13 protein-coding genes and 1 pseudogene are annotated in these 16,029 nt (G+C 58.8%); 8 read left to right on the top strand and 6 right to left on the bottom strand.

The features are described from left to right. Window positions 1-770 precede the first annotated feature (770 nt). The 4 genes from AC1D10_RS08815 to AC1D10_RS08800 all read right to left on the bottom strand — a co-directional run bounded on the left by AC1D10_RS08815 (window position 771) and on the right by AC1D10_RS08800 (window position 5,589). Window positions 771-1,808 (bottom strand): trans-3-hydroxy-L-proline dehydratase, encoded by a 1,038-nt coding sequence (locus AC1D10_RS08815; protein WP_477270658.1) that lies wholly within the window; start codon window positions 1,806-1,808, stop codon window positions 771-773. 106 nt (window positions 1,809-1,914) lie between these two features. Next, window positions 1,915-2,352 (bottom strand): GNAT family N-acetyltransferase, encoded by a 438-nt coding sequence (locus tag AC1D10_RS08810; protein ID WP_477270656.1) that lies wholly within the window; start codon window positions 2,350-2,352, stop codon window positions 1,915-1,917. Window positions 2,353-2,416: 64 nt separating this feature from the next. Next, the gene (locus AC1D10_RS08805) at window positions 2,417-3,436 is read right to left on the bottom strand and encodes an Ldh family oxidoreductase (RefSeq protein ID WP_477270654.1); all 1,020 of its coding nucleotides are present in this window, start codon (window positions 3,434-3,436) and stop codon (window positions 2,417-2,419) included. Beyond that, complete coding sequence (locus AC1D10_RS08800) at window positions 3,433-5,589, bottom strand: N,N-dimethylformamidase beta subunit family domain-containing protein (RefSeq protein ID WP_477270652.1); 2,157 nt, start codon at window positions 5,587-5,589, stop codon at window positions 3,433-3,435. The genes AC1D10_RS08805 and AC1D10_RS08800 overlap by 4 nt, the downstream gene beginning before the upstream one ends. Before the next feature lie 263 nt (window positions 5,590-5,852). Between AC1D10_RS08800 and AC1D10_RS08795 the strand changes: the two genes are divergently transcribed. The 8 genes and pseudogenes from AC1D10_RS08795 (at window position 5,853) to AC1D10_RS08760 (ending at window position 14,295) form a co-directional block, all read left to right on the top strand. Next, window positions 5,853-6,518, top strand: a complete 666-nt coding sequence (locus tag AC1D10_RS08795; RefSeq protein ID WP_477270650.1) for a GntR family transcriptional regulator — start codon at window positions 5,853-5,855, stop codon at window positions 6,516-6,518. 138 nt (window positions 6,519-6,656) lie between these two features. Continuing rightward, window positions 6,657-7,727, top strand: a complete 1,071-nt coding sequence (lhpH, locus tag AC1D10_RS08790; protein WP_477270648.1) for a trans-3-hydroxy-L-proline dehydratase — start codon at window positions 6,657-6,659, stop codon at window positions 7,725-7,727. Between the two features lie 80 nt (window positions 7,728-7,807). Continuing rightward, complete coding sequence (locus AC1D10_RS08785; protein ID WP_477270646.1) at window positions 7,808-8,629, top strand: transporter substrate-binding domain-containing protein; 822 nt, start codon at window positions 7,808-7,810, stop codon at window positions 8,627-8,629. An 86-nt stretch (window positions 8,630-8,715) separates the two neighbouring features. After that, entirely contained in the window at window positions 8,716-9,378 is a 663-nt protein-coding gene (locus AC1D10_RS08780) for an amino acid ABC transporter permease (RefSeq protein ID WP_477270643.1), read from the top strand. Window positions 9,379-9,389: 11 nt separating this feature from the next. After that, window positions 9,390-10,043 (top strand): amino acid ABC transporter permease, encoded by a 654-nt coding sequence (locus AC1D10_RS08775; RefSeq protein ID WP_477270641.1) that lies wholly within the window; start codon window positions 9,390-9,392, stop codon window positions 10,041-10,043. Next, a complete protein-coding gene (locus AC1D10_RS08770; RefSeq protein ID WP_477270639.1) occupies window positions 10,040-10,762 on the top strand; it encodes an amino acid ABC transporter ATP-binding protein in 723 nt (240 codons plus the stop codon). The genes AC1D10_RS08775 and AC1D10_RS08770 overlap by 4 nt, the downstream gene beginning before the upstream one ends. A 2-nt stretch (window positions 10,763-10,764) precedes the next feature. Then, a pseudogene (gene lhpI, locus AC1D10_RS08765) lies at window positions 10,765-11,711 on the top strand (bifunctional Delta(1)-pyrroline-2-carboxylate/Delta(1)-piperideine-2-carboxylate reductase). Between the two features lie 631 nt (window positions 11,712-12,342). After that, the gene (locus AC1D10_RS08760; RefSeq protein ID WP_477270637.1) at window positions 12,343-14,295 is read left to right on the top strand and encodes a tetratricopeptide repeat protein; all 1,953 of its coding nucleotides are present in this window, start codon (window positions 12,343-12,345) and stop codon (window positions 14,293-14,295) included. 241 nt (window positions 14,296-14,536) lie between these two features. Here the strand turns inward: AC1D10_RS08760 and AC1D10_RS08755 are convergent, their stop codons facing one another. Together AC1D10_RS08755 and AC1D10_RS08750 are read right to left on the bottom strand one after the other, a co-directional pair. Further along, on the bottom strand, window positions 14,537-14,863 hold the full coding sequence (locus AC1D10_RS08755; RefSeq protein ID WP_477270635.1) for a MocE family 2Fe-2S type ferredoxin: 327 nt from the start codon (window positions 14,861-14,863) through the stop codon (window positions 14,537-14,539). A 75-nt stretch (window positions 14,864-14,938) separates the two neighbouring features. Next, window positions 14,939-15,904 carry a sugar ABC transporter substrate-binding protein gene (locus AC1D10_RS08750; protein ID WP_477270633.1) on the bottom strand — a complete coding sequence of 322 codons (966 nt, stop codon included), beginning with the start codon at window positions 15,902-15,904 and terminating at the stop codon, window positions 14,939-14,941. Between the last annotated feature and the right edge of the window lie 125 nt (window positions 15,905-16,029).

Genomic DNA, 16,029 nt, shown 5'->3' with positions numbered 1-16,029 from the left:
GCAAGTCCGGCGCGCTATTATGCCGACGTATGAAACGGGCACCCTTTCGGACACAGCCACTGACCGGAATCGACAACAGAAACGTCTATTAGGGTTGGACGATGTCATGCACCCTGAACGCGACGGCAAATCCGCCAAGAAGCCATTGCGCGGCCCTCTCGCAGCACGCCGCGGTGGTGAAGGTGATTAACTCCGCCGACGCAAATTCCGTCACCGGCTTAGCGAATGGCCATCGCACGGCGCGGCGTTCGACGGGTTGGCCCCGTCGAGTTACACTCACTTCGCCACATATTGGTGGCGGCGCAGAGTTCAGCCGACGGTCCCGGACTATTTCATGCGCCTTTGGAAGGCTTCTGCTCCCGATTCGCTCACCCGGACAGGAGGGCTGCATCTGATCATTTGCCGCGAGCTCGATCCGTGTCGTTGCGACGCCGAACGATCTAAGCCAGCCGCTAACTACTGGATCCTGAGTGCCGGGGTGGTCCGTTCAGTCTTTCAGGGCTCTTGGGACTGGTATCTATCACGAAGCTCCCACCACTCGCGTGTTGTGGAACTTTCGATTTTCGAAAGACCCGAAGTGGTTCGAATCCAAAAAGCGAGAGCGCTGCGAGTCAAAAGGCTAAGTGATATAAAATGGTTAGAGTTTTGGTGGGCCCGGAGGATGTCTTAAGATCGTTGATTTTATTGAGTTTTTCGTGGGCCAAAATCAGAAATCCTCCCGTATCGTTCCGTATGGTTCCGCGCATGGTGCTTGTCTGCGGGCTCAGGATTCAGCTGATACTCTCAGCCGGCCAAGTGTCAGAAACCCTGTAGCCGGTGGGAAACGGATCGCGTGGGTCGAGCATGTGCTGATGAATCCCCGTAATCCAAGCACTTCCCGAAATGACCGGAACAATTCCGGCTCGTCCCTCAACTGAGATCTCCGCATCGATGTGGCAGTCGAACTCAGACCCGATTATGGATTTTCCCACAAAGCGTTGTCCGATACCCAGGCGACCCTTCGCATGCAGGATCGCCATTCGCGCCGAGCAGCCGGTGCCGCAGGGCGAGCGATCGACTTTTCCAGGCCGAATGACAACTGCGTTGACGCCCGTAAGTGTATTGTTTTCCTGAAAAACCGGGCCGGCGAACTGACAGAACGAAATATGGTTCCAATCAGACTTTTCAGGGTGTGAGAAGCCGAGCTGCTCATCCGCGGCCCGGGTTATCCTGACACCCAACTCTGCCATGTCGCGCGCCTCGTCAGGACGCAACGCAAATCCGAGCGCCTCGGCGTCGACAACCACAAAGCTGTCGCCGCCATAGGCAGTGTCCACGGTCAAAGTGCCAATGCCTGCCACTTCGATCCGGGCATCGAGCTTGTCAGCGAACGATGCGACATTGCGCACGCTGATCTTCTCGGCCTTGCCGTTTCGGCAACGTGCGGTCACCTCGATCACCCCGCCTGGCGGCTCCAGCACCATACGCGTCTCCGGCTCCTGCATCGGCACCATGCCCGTCTCCAGCAGAACGGTGGCGACGCACATCGAATTCGAGCCTGACATCGGCGGCGTGTCCGCTGGCTCCATGATGATCCAGCCGAACTGCGCGCCTGGCGTCTTGGGCGGCACCAGCAGGTTCACATGCCTGAAGACGCCACCGCGAGGCTCGTTGAGAAGAAAGTTTCGCAGGGTCTGATCGGCGGCGATGAACCGGGCCTGCTCCCAGACGGTCTCGCCGGGCGGCGATGCAACGCCGCCGACGATTACATCACCGACCTCGCCTGCAGCGTGACAACTTACGACGTGAAGCACTTTCGAGGTGCGCATCAACGACACTCGCTCATTTCGGAATGATCAGAGGGAATGCGCTCCAATCAGCAGTATATCTGCTGCACCGGAACACCTTAGGCAGAGGCGACCTGACCTTGCGCCGTCAGGCGGATTTCCTCATGAAATAGAGGCCCGGCAGCTTGTCCGTGAACCCCCATTTTTCATAGAAAGGCACCATATCCTCCAGGCAGTAGAGCTCTCGGTGCTTGACATCGACGAGCGCTGGATCGTTCAGCACGGTCTCCATCAACAGGGCGCCCAACCCCGTGCCGCGCCATGTCGCCTTGACGATGATGTCGAAGATCATCGCCTTGTAGACGCCGTCGGTGGTGGTGCGGGCGAATGCAACGAGATCGTCGCCCTCGGGATCCACGAACGCGAACATCGGCCCACCCATTTGCAGGGCTCTTTCGGTGTCTGCCCGGGTTCGGCCCTTTGTCCACCATTCGGTCTGGAACAGGGCAACCAGCTGGTCGATCTGCAAGGATGTAAGCGACCGCTTGAGGACGAGGCGGCTTCTGTCTTGAGTGAGATTGGTCATGACGTTCCCAGTGACATTGGTGGTGGATTCCGATTTCGCGTTTCGTCCGCGAAAAAACGTTTCGTCAGGCAGCCAAGCTTTTCAGTCGAACAAGATCGCCTTCCGAGATTGGAATGCCGAAGCGCCCCGCCTTGAGGCGGTTTGCGTAGCGTCGTTGACCCGGCAATCTGTCCTGGCCGGCATGGATCAATCGTGAGCAAAGATGCGAGACCCGCTCGGCATATCCAGCATTGCCGCCACGCGCTGGGTCGATGACCAAAATCAATTGTCCGGCCTTCGGCGTCTGAGCGCCAGTGTGATCGCCAAAGTCGTTTTCGAAGGACAGTTGACCGCCCGTCAGCGCGCCGGCCATGAGCTCGACCATCAGCGCGATGGATGAGCCCTTGTAGCCGCCGAACGTCTTGAGCGCTCCGCCAGCCAGGATCGCGTGAGGATCGGTGGAAGGTCTTCCCGCACTGTCGACCCCGGTCCCAAGCGGAAGCGGGGTGTTGGCAAGAGCGTGCAGTCTGACCTCGCCATTGGCCATCACGCTTGTCGCCTGATCGACGACGAGCGGCTCGCCGCCCGCGACAGGCGTTGCAAAGGCAATCGGGTTCGTTCCGTAGACCCGCGCATGGCCGCCATGAGGAACAACATTGGCCAAGCCGTTGACGAAGCTGAGCGCGAAGAGGCCTTCACGGGCAAAAGGTTCGACATCGGGCCAGAGCGCGCTGAAGTGGTGAGAATTTCGAATGGCAACGATAGCGATGCCAGTGTCTTCCACCGCAGTCTTGATCGCCTCCGCGCCGGCAGCCAGCGCCGGTTGAGCAAAGCCGTTGCGCGCGTCGATGCGAATGAAGGAAGAGCTGACCGGATTGACGTTTGGCGTGGCCTTTCCGTCGACCCATCCGGTTGCGATCGATGCCATATACCCAGGAATTCGAAATATGCCGTGGCTGATCGCACCGTCCCGCTCACAGCCGGCGCAATTCGCGGCGAGACTATCGGCAACAATGCCCGAAGTTCCGTTGTTGAGAAAAATGTCGCGAAGGAGCAATCGGAGCTCATCGAAACTGATGTGGAAGTCAGCCTGTCGCGTTGTCATTGAGGCGCCTCAAGAAATTTCCGCAGGCAGTTTTCGAGCAAGCGCGAAACGTTGTTTTCGTAGCCATTGTGCGAAAGGGCGCCGCAGAAGGTGATCGAGCCCACGGAGAACAAGCCTCCGCCGTTGTCGGCCATCCCAAAAACTATGTTCGAACGGATGCCGCCGTAGGGTCGTGGACCGCCGTCGAAAACGCCGGGTAGTAGCAGCTCTTCAAACGTCGTTTCGAATGTCGGCCCGTGGCCTTCGGACACGGCGACGACGCGCACGAAATCCGGCGTACCAAGATCCGCGGCGGCCTGGTCGATTTCAAATCCCGCAGCGCCACCGCCGGAGAGGCCGAAGTCACCTATTTTCTGATCGCTTGGGATCCCGTCGAACAGGAATGCAAGATCGGCTTCAAACGACTCCTTGGTGCGAACATAGTAGGTGCCTTCAAAGGCGCCTTCGGCGGTGAAGCCGACACCGGCGATCTTCTGCGGCGCTATGCCGTTGCGCCGCCACAACCCGCCATACTCGCCGTCAAGCTGGTTGTAGTATTCGCCGGCCTCGCTGGCCCAGACGCGCATGCCGCCTTCTGCCCGGCGTATCTCGATCATATGAGGTTCGCCCGGATTGCGACCGATCTTCCAGTAGAAGCCGTTGCCGCCGAGATACATCAGCTTACCGCCACCCTCGCGGTAAGAGATGAGCGCTTCAAGCGTCCGACGGGTGTGATATTCCGGATGAGTCCCAGTGAGGACCACATCGTATCCGGACAGCGCAGCCGTGCCGTCGCGATCCAGATCTTCGTCGGTCAAGACATCGAACGAGAAGCCCTTGACCCTCAGCCAGTCCGTCAGATGGGAGTCCGCGGAGAAATGGCGCATCCCGGAACCATTGGCGTCGAAATAGGTGAGATATCGCGGGCGCATTGTCATGATCGGCCGCAACCGCGATGACAGGGTTATGCCCGATCCGTCCGGATGGCGATTGTAGGTGGAGTGACCAAAGGCGCCGATATTATCGGGATTGTGGGGATAGGCGTTCCACTCTTCCACTCGCGCCTGCAGCGCGCCGGAGAAATTACCCCGGGCATGGTTGGCGTAGGCCATGTAGGTGAACGTTGGCGCCAGGAACAGGATTTTTTGCCTGGGCAAGCCCGGATCGCGCAGGACATAAAATGGGATGGTGTCGGTGCCGATTCCGTTGTCGACCAGGAGAGCGTAAACGCCCGAGGGCAGACCCGCCGGCACCTCGACCGCGATCGTTGTCGCCCACTTGCAGTCGCTCAGATCGTCGGCATGGAAGGTGATTGCCGCATAATCCTGCGGCGCAACCTTCCAATCCATGCTGCGACCGGTCCAGCTTGACGACCGCACCGCGCGCGTCGGCATGTTGATCAGCGTCAGACGGCGCGATCGGTCGATATCGTCCTCGATCCACTCGCGACCGGTATTGGCAAAGGTCCAGCTGGCGAGGACATTTCCATTCGCGTCGCTTACCCGCGGCGCTTCAATCGATCCGTTGAAGCAATCTTCGGCATGCCCAATCCAGATGGCGGCAAAGCAGATGTGATCGACACTGCGAAGCGCATCCACGACGTCGGTTGCCACCGCTGCGGTTTCTGAATTTTGGCCATTGTGGGTAGCCGACCTGCGGACCGAAACACCGTTGTCGTCGAATGCAACCTCGAGGTCGGTCCATTCGTTCAGGCGCAGAGCGAGCTTCAGGTCGACAGTGGTCTCGGGCTGCCGCAAACGCTTCAGAAAGAGAGCTCCGTCGACCAAAACCAGGGCCAGGCCCTTTGAGCCATCGGAATTCTGCAGCGAAAAAACTGTCTGAGTAACAGCGCCTGAGAGCTTTGGCTGGACAATCAGCCGAACGACCAGACCCGAGGTTTCGGACGGCCGCGAGATCGGTCCGACGGCACAGGAGCCTAAGTAAGCCGTCTGCTCGATTGCCGGATACCGCTGTTCCAATCCAAATTCGACGCTTTCGCTTTTCGTTCCTGGGCCGGCCGGATTGGGATCGCAGCAGTCGAGTCTGACAACACTTGCCCCCACATCCCGCTTGCCCCCGGACGAGATCTTGAACTCAAGAACGTCGCCCGCCTTTGCGCTCAGCGGCGCAACGTAGCCGATGATTGCGGGCAGAGGATGCTGGGGGTTGAGCATGTCGTACCAGGGTTAGAGCAACGAGCCGCCATTCGACCAACGCGCGCCCAAGCTTGCAAAGGCTCGGGGTTCGCGCTATCTTTAGATCGAATATCGTATACGATACTCGTTTGTCAACAGGCCCTGTTTGCCGGTCGCCCAACGCGCAATCCCAAGCCAATTTTGTCGGGAATATTGTATACGGACTGAATAGTATGTCAGACGAAGTTGGTCATCCCGTGATTCCACTCACGCGCAGCAAGTTGTGAACCTGGAGGTTCCCATTGCCATTAAATCCAGCAGGTCTGCCCTCTCTCGGCTCAGCCCCGACGGCTTCCGACCTCATCGCCAAGCACATACGCGAAGCCATTGTCACAGGCGAATTTGACGAAGGCGAGCCCATCCGGCAGGACGATGTCGCAAAGCTTTTCGACGTCAGCAAGATACCCGTTCGCGAGGCTCTGAAGCGTTTGGAAGCCGAAGGCCTAGTCGAGTTCCAGCGCAACCGTGGCGCCGTCGTCAAAAGTGTCTCGGAGCCCGAAATCGCGCAGATCTTCGAGGTAAGAGCGATGCTGGAGTCGAACGCGCTTAAATTGTCCGTGCCACACATGACGGCAAAGACGTTCCGGCGGGCCGAGCAATATTGCGACGCGTTCGCACGCGAGACCAATGTGGCCAGGTGGGCCGAGCTCAACTGGCAATTTCATTCCTGCCTGTATGAGGATGCCGACCGGCCCTTCCTCATGAACCTCATTCGGTCTGTCAACGACCGGATCGAGCGCTATCTGCGCATTCAGCTCACACTGTCGGGCGGGACCGGCGTCGACGACAGGGAGCATCGCGAGATTCTCGCTGCGTGTCGCGATGGCGATGCCGAGCGCGCAGCACGATTGCTGCACGACCACATCACCAAGGCATGCGCATCCCTACTGGCAAACATTCGCAAATAGACGCTTCGCGACCGGTGACGACACATCCGCAACTTTCTCTCTTGACGCCATCCGTTTATCGTATACGATATTCTAAATGAGCGTCACCGATGACTCTTTAGCATTTCGCTTTGGATCAGCGCATCCAGGTGGATGTGGATGAATCTTGCCTGCCCGCCACTCCGCGATGGACTGGCGAGAGACACCGCTTTGGGGAGTAAGATGAAGTACGAGAGGTCTTTGAACACGGTCGAGCTGCACACCTGCGGCGAGACATTCCGACTTGTCACGCAAGGGCTTCCGAAAATCCCCGGCAAGACCATTGTGGAGCGTGCCACCTGGTTGAAGCAAAACGCCGATCATTACAGACGCGCCGTGATGCTTGAGCCTCGCGGCCACAAGGACCTCTACGGCGGCTATTTGACCTCACCTGTCAGTGAAGGTGCCGATTTCGGCATCATCTTCCTCAACAATACGGATTACAGCCCGCATTGCGGCCATGGGGTCATCGCACTTGCAACGGCTGCCGTGGAATTGGGCTGGATCGAGCGGGTGTCCCCGGAGACACGCGTCGGCATCGACGCTCCCTGCGGTTTCATCGAAGCCTTCGTCGAATGGGATGGCGAACGGGTCGGCTCCGTTCGATTCGTGAACGTGCCCTCATTTGTATTCAAGCAGGACGTCACCGTTGAGACGCCAACGTTTGGGCAGGTCACCGGCGACATCGCCTATGGCGGCGCCACCTATTTCTATGTCGATGGGCGCCCCCATGATGTCGCCATCCGTGAAAAGGATCTGCAGCGGGTCATGCAGCTTGGTTACGAGATCAAGGCTGCCATCAACGCCAAGATGCCTTTTGTTCATCCCGAAATTCCCGAGTTCAACGATGTCTACGGCGTCATGGTCTACGGCGCTCCTCGGCACCAGGGATCAACGCAGGCCAATTGCTGCGTCTACGCCGATCGGGCGATCGATCGCTCTCCGACCGGATCGGGGACAGCCGGCCGGCTCGCGCAACTCTACCTGCGTGGCGAGCTGTCCGTCGGTGAGACCCTGGTGAACGAGTCGATTATCGGGACGATCTTCAAAGGCCGCGTTCTCAGCGAAACCAAGGTTGGGCAGTTCGATGCCGTCATCCCCGAAGTGAGCGGGCGAGCCTCGATCTGCGGCTTCGCGAACTGGGTCATCGATGAGGCCGATCCGCTCACTTATGGCTTCCTTGTACAATAGCATCGTATACGATATTCTAGATACGATATCGGCCAATCAATTCCATAAGGCTGCAAACCAAACAAAAGAGAGGAACTGAAATGCGCATTGCTCCCTTCATTTTCGCTGCCGCCCTGGCCTCCGGGCTCACGACCGCTGCACATGCCGACCAGCTCGACGACATCATCTCGGCCGGTAAGCTGCGCTGCGCGATCGAGCTCGATTTCCCGCCCAACGGCGCGCGCGACAAGGACAACAAGCCAATCGGCTTCGACGTCGATTACTGCAATGATCTGGCCAAGGCGCTTGGCGTGGAGGCCGAGATCGTCGACACGCCTGACCCCGATCGAATTCCCGCTATTCTTTCAGGGCGAGCCGATGTCGGCATTGCCGTTGCATCGGACACCCTGGAGCGGGCGAAGACGATCGGTTTTTCCATCCCCTATTTCGTCTTCAAGACCATTGTTCTGGTGCGGGAAGATTCCGGCATCAATAGCCCGACCGATATCAAGGGACACACCGTCGGCGGGCCGGCAGGCGCCTATGAGACCCTTGCTCTTGAAGGGACTGTCAAAAGCTTCAGCGACCCGAACGGCAAGATGCTGACCTTCCAGTCGCAATCGGACACCTTCCTGGCGTTGAGCCAGAAGCAGATCGATGCGACCTACACGACCTCGACCATCGCCACCGCCATCATTCAGTCCGGCAAATATCCCGGCCTGAAGATCGTCGGTGACGCTCCTGTCGACGCCGACTATTGCGCGATCCTGGTTCAGCGCCACGAGCAGGGATTGCTCAACTACGTGAACCTGTTCCTGAACCGGCAGGTGCGCTCCGGCCGCTACGCCGAACTCTACAAGAAATGGGTTGGGACAGAAGGCGGCCCGGCACCCGATCTTAGCGTTGCAGGCGTCTATCGATAACAAGCTCGCACCGTCGCGGACGCAGTCTGTGATTGCGTCCGCGACGCTCGGCGACACCAACCCGTATCCGCAAGAAGGAGCCTAGCATGGCATACACCTTCCAGTGGCGTCCCGTGCTCCACTCGCTGCCGGAGATGCTGTGGGGCGCGTTGGTGACCCTCGAAATCGCGGCCTTGGCGATGGCCATCGGCACGGTTTTCGCCATCCTGCTGGCGCTCGCAAAAAGATCGGGCGGAAAGACACTCACGGCTCTGGCCGACATATGGATCGAGACCGCGCGAAACACCCCTGCCCTGTTTCAAATCTACCTGATCTATTTCGGGCTCGGATCGTTTGGCCTTCGCGTCGACTCTTATTCCGCGCTGCTGCTCGGCATCACCTTCAACAATGCCGGCTACCTGGCTGAAACTTTTCGCGGCGGCTTCTCCGCTGTGCCGGAGACCCAGACGCGCGCGGCGCGCTCGTTGGGCCTGGGGCAGATCCGCACCATGTGGCACATCGTGCTGCCGCAGATGCTGCGCGCAGTGTTCCACGCCATGACCAATCAGATGGTTTGGTCGATCCTCATGACATCGCTGGGGACGATTGTCGGCCTGACCAGTGACCTGACCGGCGTCACGCAGCAATTGAACGTCGTGACATATCGGACCTTCGAATATTTCTTCGTCGCGGCCTGCCTGTACTACCTCATCTCGAAAATTTTCACGCTGTGCGCACGCCTGATTGCGTCGCGCCTGTTTCGGTACTGAGGAGCTGCGAAATGTTTTTTGGCGCCTCACTGTCCTGGAGCGACATTCTCTTCATGCTGAATGGCGCTGTCACCACCATCACCATCACCTTGGCCTCCGTCGCCATCGGTACCGTCCTTGGCGTCCTGTTCGGCCTCGCCAGGGCCGGTTCGCCCTGGTGGGTCAGCTGGCCGATCGGTGGGGTCCTCGACATCTTTCGGTCCGTTCCGCTGCTCATCCAGCTGGTGCTGTTCAATTCGTTCAACAGCATGTTTCGCCTTCATTGGCCGACCTATCTGGTGGCCTGCCTTTGCCTGGGCATCTACGCCGCCGCGTTCTGCACGGAAATCGTCAGAAGCGGCGTGACGGCAGTCCCCACCACCACGCGGCGAGCCGCCCGATCGCTTGGGCTGACCTGGTTTCAGGAGGTCGTGTCCATCACCTTGCCCATGGCAACCAGGATCGTGTTTCCGAGCTGGATCGGTCTGGCACTCGGGGTGATGAAGGACACCGCGCTGGTGCTCTGGATCGGCATCGTCGAACTCCTGCGAAGTTCGCAGATCGTCACGACCAGAGTGCAGGAGCCGCTCCTGATCCTGTCCATCGCCGGCGTGATCTATTTCCTGATGAGCTTCCCGATTGCGAGGCTCGGAGCACAGCTCGAGAAGAGGTGGCGGATACAATGATCGAGATAGAAGGCGTCCACAAAAACTTCGGCGCTCTGCACGTTCTCAAGGGCGTCAGCCTGAACGTGAACAAAGGCGAAGTTCTGTCGATGATCGGCGGGTCGGGCTCCGGCAAGTCGACCATGCTGATGTGCATCAACGGCCTTGAGGGCATTCAAAAGGGCCGCATCAGCGTCGACGGCATCGACGTCCATGCCAAGGGCACGGATTTGAACAAGCTTCGTCGCAGGATCGGCATTGTGTTCCAGCAGTGGAATGCCTTTCCACACCTCACTGTCCTGGAAAACGTCATGCTCGCCCCCAGAAAGGTGCTGGGCAAGTCGAAGCAGGAGGCGGAGGCCATTGCCGTCCAACAGCTCGGCCACGTCGGGTTGAGTGAAAAGTTGAAGGCGTTTCCGTCGCGTCTCTCCGGCGGCCAGCAGCAGAGAATGGCAATTGCCCGAGCGCTCGCCATGTCACCCGACTACATGCTGTTCGACGAGGTGACGTCCGCGCTTGATCCTCAGCTCGTCGGCGAGGTTCTAGACACGCTTCGCATGCTCTCGAAAGAGGGAATGACGATGATCGTGGTGACACACGAAATGCGCTTCGCGCGTGAAGTGTCGGATCGTGTCGCCTTCTTCTGCCAGGGGCAGATCCACGAAATCGGCACGCCAGGGCAGATATTCGACAGCCCACAAAAATCTGAGACCGCCGATTTCCTGCGCTCGGTCCTGTGACCATGCTCAAAATCGCCGATGCTGATACAACTTCGCTTCACCTGGACTACGATCGATTGATAGAGGCGCTCAATCGCGGGTTCGCTCAGGGCTGTGTCGTCCCGGTGCGCCACCATCACACCATCGAGAAAGAAGGCCAGCCCGACGCAACTTTGCTTCTGATGCCTGCCTGGAGCAGCGGCTCCGATGAAGTCAGATATATCGGGGTCAAGCTTGTGACCGTATTCCCGGGCAACACGGCCAAGGGCTTGGCCGGCCTCACATCAACCTATGTGCTCTACGATGGCGATACGGGACAGCAGTTGGCTATGCTGGATGGCAGCGTCATCACTGCGCGGCGGACGGTGGCGACATCAGCGCTTGCGGCGCGCTATCTTTCCCGGGAGAACTCCCGAAAACTGCTCGTCCTGGGCTCAGGCCGTGTGGCCAGTCTCATCCCTGAGGCCTATCGCGTCGTCCGTCCGATTGCCGAGGTGTCCGTCTGGGATATCAATTGGGAGAGCGCCGCCCGTATGGTTGCCGATCTCACAGACAAAGGGTTTTCGGCGTCCGTCGAGAGCGACCTCGAAGCGGGCGTCAGAAATGCTGACATAGTCAGTGCGGCAACGCTTGCGACATCACCTTTGATCCAAGGAGCGTGGCTCTTACCAGGGACGCATGTCGACCTGATTGGTGGATTCACGCCGAAGATGCGCGAGGCCGACTCTGAGGCCGTGCTGCGTGCAGCTGTCTATGTGGACACCCCAGAGGCGTTGCATGAGGCTGGAGACTTGAGCCAGCCATTGCGAGCGCGCTGATCTCGCCAAATCATATCCGCGGCACCCTAGCGGAGCTCGCGACGGGAGCGGTCCGCCAGCGAAACAATCCACAACAGATCACACTTTTCAAAGCGGTGGGCTCAGGCCTGGCGGATCTTGTTGCCGCGAAGTTGGTATTTGGCTCGCTTTGACGCAACGCACGCTCTTCAAGCCCGATGACAGACCTGCACGTGGGCATATCTACTTAGGCAAAACAACGCAGCCGGAATCGATGGTCTTGTTGATTGAGTGAAGGACGGCAGCACTCTCGCGATTCGACCCCCTGGAACAATGCACATCGCCTCCGGCAATTTCTGAGATCCATAGGAAAATCGCTGGGGGTAGTTTTTAGCCAGAAAGAGGGGGTTCGAGTCCACGTTGTGGGCCACCTCATAAAAACAAAGCAAAACCAATAACTTAGATAGGTCTTTTGGTAGGCCCGGAGGACGTACTAAGATCGTTGATTTTATTGAATTTTTCGTGGGCCGAAATCACAAACTTTCCCGTATCGTTCCGCATGGCCCCGCGAACCGGCACAGGACTTTGTCCGACCCCAATGGCCCCTTGCGAACACAAGCGGCCGTCGGAGCCGTATTCCGGAATGGCCGCAATGGGCCGGAAGCGGACTTGCGGCTTGGAGGCTTGGAATGTGAGAAGCGGACGTTCAGGCGCCCCCATGCATCGACGCGATCTGACCCATCTCGGAAGTCGGGCCGGATAGACTGTAGGCCAGAGTACCAATACAATCCCAGGTGCCGGGCTTTCTGAAAGTATTCAATCCGCATGGCCGAGATTCGAACCCAACGCCGCCTTGCCGCGATTCTGGCTGCTGATGTCGTTGGCTTTTCGCGCCTCATGGAGCACGACGAGGCTGGCACACTGGCCGCTCTCAAAGCGCGGCGGCGCGATGTTCTGGTTCCAGTAGTTGCCCAGCACCACGGCCGCGTGGTCAAGGTGATGGGCGACGGTGTGCTGGTGGAATTTGGCAGTGCGGTTGATGCCGTCCAATGCGCCGTCGAATTACAGAAGGGTTTTGCCGGGGCCAACGAGAGCGTGGCGGAGGCCTACCGCATCGTCCTGCGTATCGGCATCAATCTGGGCGACGTCATCGTCGAGGGCAGTGATCTCTATGGCGACGGTGTCAACGTGGCCGCGCGGCTGGAGGGTCTGGCTGAGCCCGGCGGCATCTACGTCTCCGCCACTGTGCACGATCATGTCACCGGCAAGCTGGCATTGGCGTTCGATGATCTGGGCGAGCACACACTCAAGAACATTGCAAAGCCAGTGCGGGTTTATCGCGCCGGAACAGGCGGGACCGGCAGACGTGCGGCGCAACCCGCGGCTGCACTCCCGAAAAAACCCTCGATTGCGGTCCTGCCCTTTGCGAATATGAGCGGCGATCCCGAGCAGGAGTACTTTTCCGACGGCATCACCGAGGACATTATCACCGACCTTTCGAAAGCGTCCGGACTCTCCGTCGTCGCGCGCAATACCGTCTTTACCTTCAAGGGCAAGGCGGTATTGATCGAGGAGGTGGCGAAGAAGCTGAATGTCGCCTACGTCCTGGAAGGAAGTGTACGCAAGGCTGGAGGGCGAGTGCGTATCACGGCTCAGCTAATCAATGGTCGTGGCGGTGACCATATCTGGGCCGAGCGATATGACCGGACGCTGGACGATATCTTCAAACTGCAGGACGAGATTTCCAAGACTATAGTCGACGTGCTCAAAGTGAAGCTGTTGCCCGAAGAACTGGCGACAATTACAAACCGCTCGACCGACAACCCAGAGGCTTACGAGACGCTGTTGATGGGCAGGTCGTTCCTCAATAGGGGAGTCGAGACCAAGTTTATCAAAACAGCGCAGCGACTGTTTGCCAGAGCTGTTGAAATTGACCCAAATTATGCGCGCGCTTATGCCGCTTTGGCTGATTGTGAGTGGCTTCTGTTGACTTGCAACGATCCCGACGCCAGCTTTGAGGCAGTCCTTTCCAACAGCACACGGGCGCTGGAACTTGAGCCAGGTCTCGCCGACGCCCACGCATCACGTGGCGGGGCCTTGTTCGTACATGGCCGGTATGCCGAGGCGGAAGTGGAGTTCGAGCGAGCTTTAGAGTTAGACGCCAGTTCTTCCGATACCTATTTCTCTTACGGCCGGAATTGTTTCATTCAAGGTCAATACGAGAAAGCTGCTGCTCTGTACCAGCGTGCCGCATCGTTGTCACCCGATGACTATCGGGTCTGGACCAATCTAGCGATGGTCTATGTTTCACTTGGCCGCAGCGACGACGCCAAGGAAGCAGCAAGGCAAGGTGTTCTGGGTGTGGAAAAGGAAGTCAAAGCGCATCCCGACAATGCCACCGCGCTATGTTACGGCGCCACAATGCTGGCGGAAATTGGCGAGATTGAACGCGCGCTGTCGTGGGCCTCCCGTGCTGAAATGTTCGCCGGAGACAACATTGCGGTTCAGTACAACATAGGCTGTTTTTATGCGAAGCTGGGCAAGACGGAGCAGGCTATCGATTGCCTGGAACGTCAGCTAACTGCATCACATGCCTACCTCATTTTGCGCATGCCTTGGATGCGTCAGGATAGTGACCTCGACTCGATCCGCGCTCATCCCCGTTATGTCGCGCTTGTCCATCGGATAGAGGCCCAAATAGCCGCGACTGGTGCTCGAATATCAGCAGGCTACGAGGAGAGTGAAGCAACAACCCTGAATATGAAGCCCAGAAAATGAGCTGGTTGAGGGCAGGTCCGTTCCTGGCGCAACCCCGACCTCCAGCGTGGTCACCGGATATGTCTGCTTTCGGGCAACCACAGAATTGAACTCTACGACCGAGATGAAGCGCATTGCTGGCAGGCGGCTTTTGGGCCGCAAGCGGACTTGCTGCTTGTAAGCAGGGAACATCAGAAGCCGACATCAGCGATACCTGCTGACCCAAAGCACTGTAGGAGCAGGTATATCACCTCACCAATCTTCAGGCTCCGATTACTGGCATCGCAACCAGGATGGAGCCTTCTTCCACCTTCGCCGGATAGATTTTCAAATTGACACAAGGCGGCAGCCGCTTGGCCGCGCCGGTGCGATAATCGAAGGCACCGGCATGCTTTGGGCATTCCACCTCGTAGTCCATGACCAGCCCGTCGGCGAGATGGACGGCCTCATGTGTGCACAGGCCGTCCGTGCAAAAGACCTCGTCGTCGGGTGAGCGGAAGACCGCGTAGGTCCGGCCTTCATGGTCGAAGCGGCGGGCGCCTTCCTGTTCGATGTCGTCGAGGTTGCAGGCTCTGATCCAGCTGGTCATATTTCTCATCCGTAAAATTCGATCGCAGCGGACCTCCGGACAGCCTCATGGCCACCCGGAGGCTCAGTCTTGGGATCAGTTCTTGTTGAGGTAGTCGGCGGCGTTGGCCGGGGTCACCAGCTCGAACGGCACGTAGACGACGCGGTCGACCTTCTCGCCCTTGGCCAGCGCAAGGGCGGCGTCGACACCGCCACCGCCCTGCCCCTTGGCGTTCTGGAACACCGTCACAGAGAGGTCGCCGGCCTTCATCGACTGCAGTCCGTCCTGCGTGGCGTCTATACCGCCAACGACCACATTCTTCATGTCGATGCCGTTGGCCTTCAGCGCCAGGATGGCGCCGATAGCGGATTCGTCATTGTTGGCGATGACGGCGTCCGGCGCGCCGCCGGCGGTCAGCCAGTTGGTCATCAGGTTCTGCGCATTGTCGCGCGACCATTCGGATGACTGCTTGTCGACGATCTTGATGAAGTTGCACATGTCGGTGCTGAAGATCTGCTCGACATCCTTGGTCCGCTGCAGGGCCGCCTGGTGGACGAGGCTGCCCATGACGATGTAGGCGTTGGCGCCTGCCGACTTGCCTTTGGCGCGCAGCATCTTGCACACCTCGAACGCTTCCAGCGTGCCGGACTCCACCTCGTTGGAGCCGACATAGACCTGTTTCTCCGGCAGGTTCGCCATGTCTGACGGTTCGAGGTTGACGAAGACCAGCGGGATGCCGGCCTTGGCGGCTTCCTCGCTGAGCGTCCTAGACGCATTGGTGTCGACCAGCGTGACGATGATGGCGTCGACGCCGCTGGCGATGAAGTTCTTGACCTGGTCAAGCTGCTTGGCGACGTCGTTCTGCGCGTCCTCGACCTGGATGCCGGCGCCCTTTTCCTTGGCGCGGGCTTGCATGCCGTCCCTCAGCAACGTCTGAAAATTGTTGTCGAAGTTGACGATGCTGACGCCGATTTTTGCAGCCATCGCATTGGTCGACATAGTCGCGGTGAATGCCGTCGACATCAAGGCTGCCAACGCTGTCGAAATGAGAAGTTTCTTCACGGTTTTCCTCCCTTGCGGATGGAGTGCCGGTTCACTCCTCCTTTGACTTCCGGCCCTTGCGGGATGGCTTGCGATGACGGCCGGAACCGCCTCGCGTGGCTGTCGGTTCGGGCTGTCTGTTCAAG

This window comes from Mesorhizobium sp. P2_A8 (assembly GCF_056404935.1).
This window is presented reverse-complemented; position numbering and strand designations above follow the sequence as displayed.